Consider the following 3,244-nt stretch of genomic DNA (forward strand, 5'->3'; position numbering starts at 1 on the left):
CGATAGTGTGAACTATCTCCTACCCGATTCTCATTTAGCGTAGAACAGGTGAATAATATCCAACAATAACACGAAAAAATAATCAAGTTTGAATTTTCTGAATTTAGCAAGTGTTGTTTTCTTTGGTGAAGTTTAAACTATTTGATATAATCAGTTGATATTTAGTAAAGGTGGCTTTTAAAAATAAATGTACTCAGAAAAGCGGTGCACATATATGAAAACAGCGGTCGTAACTGATTCAGCCAGTTGTTTAACAGCTAAGGAAAGTGAACAATATAAGATTAAAGTTGTTCCGATCACAGTGATTTTTGAACGACAAACTTATTTAGAAAATATAGATATCACAGCAGCTGCATTTTATGAAAAAATGAAGACGGAAACTACTCTTCCGTCAACAACGCAAATTACACCGGCTCAGATGCAGGAAACCTATGACCAACTAGCAGCAGAAGGGTATGATGCGGTGATCAGTATTCATTTGTCATCGGGCATCACTTCATTTTATCAAAATCTGGTCAACTATTTGCCAGATGTGACAAATATTAAAGTTTACCCTTTTGATTCTCGTCTTGCTGCAGCGGCAGAAGGCGGGATGGCAAAATTAGCTGCCAGATTGGCGGACGCGGGTTATTCGCCTGAAAATATTATTCATGAACTGGAGAAATTCCGTGAAACTACGCGAGCTTACTTAGCGGTCGATGATCTTTCGCATTTGGTTCGAACAGGACGCTTATCTAATGCTTCAAGGTTTGTCGGGAGTTTGTTAAGTATCAAACCGGTTTTGACATTTACTGAAGAGGGAAAAATTTTAGCTCTTCAAAAAGAACGTACTATGAAAAAAGCTTATCGTTCGATCAAAGATAAATTCGCTGATGCTCAAGCTAAAGCACAGGCCCCCTTACGCTTAACTATCATTCATGCTGGAGCTCCCTTGATGGAGGAGCGTTGGTATCATGATATGCAGCAAAGCTTCCCTGAAGTAACGATGGAACAAAGTGAATTAGGGCCAGTGATCGGCGTGCACGTTGGCAGTGGAACGATGGCACTTTTATGGTGTTATGACTGGAAACAGTGGCCGATTGATCCGAATAAAGTTGAAAAGCAAACTAGCTTGTAAAAATGCTGCTCCAAAAATTTTGTCAGTAAATTTTTGGTCTATATTTGCAAAGTAATTGTAGTAGAAGGGAGCATTTTCAAGATAGATTTGATAGAATATTAATGTACGTAACTTACGAAAAGTTATTATTAAGTTTTATAAAGGAGAAGCAAAATGGACAAAATTATTTCTTCATGTACAACGATCCTTGCTGGTAAAAAAGCAACGATCGATGGTTCTACTTTAGTGGCACGGACTGAAGACCACAGTGACGACGCTGAACCACAAAAATTTATCGTGGTTGAACCAAAAGATCAACCAAAACATTACTCTTCAAAGCTTTCGAAGTTTGAAATTGATTTGCCTGACAAACCATTGCGTTATACAGCAACACCAGACTCAGATAACTCACATGGTATTTGGGCCGGTGCAGGTATTAATAGCGAGAATGTCGCAATGTCAGCGACTGAAACTATTACAACAAACTCACGCATCCTGGCTGTTGATCCATTAGTTAAGGAGGGCTTTGGAGAAGAAGATATGCCGACGCTTGTCCTTCCATACATTCATTCTGCCCGTGAAGGCGTTCAAAGAATAGGTGATCTTTTAACACAATATGGGACATATGAATACAATGGGATGGCTTTTTCAGATAAGGATGAAGTTTGGTATTTAGAAACTTACGGTGGACATCATTGGGCTGCCATTCGTATTCCAGACGATGCTTACGTGGTTGCGCCTAACCGCTTGAACATTGATAACTTTGATTTCGGTTCTCCAGACGCAATGTACTCTGAAGATTTGGAACAATTGATCAATGACAACTTCATGAATCCAGATGATGAAGGTTACAATTTCCGTCATATCTTTGGTTCAGCAACGATCAAGGATACTCGTTACAATGATCCTCGTGCATGGTATATTCAATCATACTTTACACCAAGTGTTGAACAGGATCCTCAAGACCAAGATCTGCCATTCATTTGTCATGCTGACCGTAAATTAGCGATCGAAGACTTCAAGTGGGCTATGAGCTCTCATTACCAAAATACTGTCTTTGACCGTTATGGTGAAGGCGAATTAGAAGATAAGACACTCTTCCGTCCAGTTGGTATCAACCGGAACGAAGAAAGTCATATTTTGCAGATCAGAAATAATGTACCTGAAGAAGTTGCCGCTATTCATTGGTTAGGATTTGGTCCAAATACCTTTAACTCATTTGTACCATTTTTGATCAATATTACTGATACACCAGCTTCTTTTAAAGATGCAACTGCAGAATATGATCCTAACACTGCTTATTGGTTGTCACGGACATTGGGAACATTTGGCGACACAAATTACTCATTGTATAGTGATCTTGAATCTGACTTTGAACAGACAACACAAGCACAATGTCGTGCAATCATTGACCGTGTGACAAAAGAAGCTAAGGATGCTCAAGATATTGATGACTTATCAACTAAGGCTAACCAAGAAATGGCTGATATCTACATTAAGGAAAGCAAAAAATTACTTGGTAAGATGGTCACAGTCGGGTCAGCTCGGATGAAGCTAAAGTTCTCGTTGTTGGACTAAAATAGAGAGTACCAAATCTAAAGGAAACTCGGAAATTATGATAAAAGTCGTTATTGTCGAGGTGATTTTGGGGAAGGTTTTGTAACGAGTAACTTTACTAAGTTCCAGTATGAATCAAGTCAGCTAAAACCTGAAAATTAGTAACCTGTCAGTCCTGCTTATTTTAGCGGGAAACTGACAGGTTTTTTATTTTTTTAGGCAGCTTGAGTGAACAAAAGTCTAATAGTGCTTAACTTTTACCCGCTTCACTTCACCTTGTTTTTAAAAAAAAGAAAAAATTGTTAAGTTGAAATATGAGTAGTAGGCTGCTAAGTTCCAACAGTAAAAAGACCTGGATCATTCTAACAAGCTTTTACCCCGATTTTTATGATATGCAAGTGTTATCATACAAGTAGAGAGTTAAACAAAAGAGGAGGCATGTGCTTTGACTAAATCAATTTCAGTCGAAAAATCACGGCAATTAGACCAAAAAACTATTAATGAAGTAGGCATTCCATCGCTGGTCTTGATGGAACGTGCGGCTTTGAAAATATATGAAGACCTGAATTATTCATACTTTTCGTTGCAGTT

2 protein-coding genes and 1 pseudogene are annotated in these 3,244 nt (G+C 38.3%); all 3 read left to right on the plus strand.

Annotation, left to right across the window (positions count from 1 at the left end; all coding sequences use genetic code 11):
- Positions 1 to 214: 214 nt before the first annotated feature.
- Positions 215 to 1,117, plus strand: coding sequence for a DegV family protein (locus FC65_RS09745; protein WP_010498827.1), 903 nt, complete (start codon positions 215 to 217; stop codon positions 1,115 to 1,117).
- Between the two features lie 153 nt (positions 1,118 to 1,270).
- Positions 1,271 to 2,674 carry a C69 family dipeptidase gene (locus FC65_RS09750; protein WP_056972525.1) on the plus strand — a complete coding sequence of 468 codons (1,404 nt, stop codon included), beginning with the start codon at positions 1,271 to 1,273 and terminating at the stop codon, positions 2,672 to 2,674.
- Between the two features lie 424 nt (positions 2,675 to 3,098).
- Positions 3,099 to 3,244, plus strand: a pseudogene (locus FC65_RS11915) (NAD(P)H-hydrate epimerase); the annotation flags it as partial.

The organism is Ligilactobacillus acidipiscis DSM 15836, from assembly GCF_001435755.1.
Taxonomy (GTDB): Bacteria; Bacillota; Bacilli; order Lactobacillales; family Lactobacillaceae; genus Ligilactobacillus; species Ligilactobacillus acidipiscis.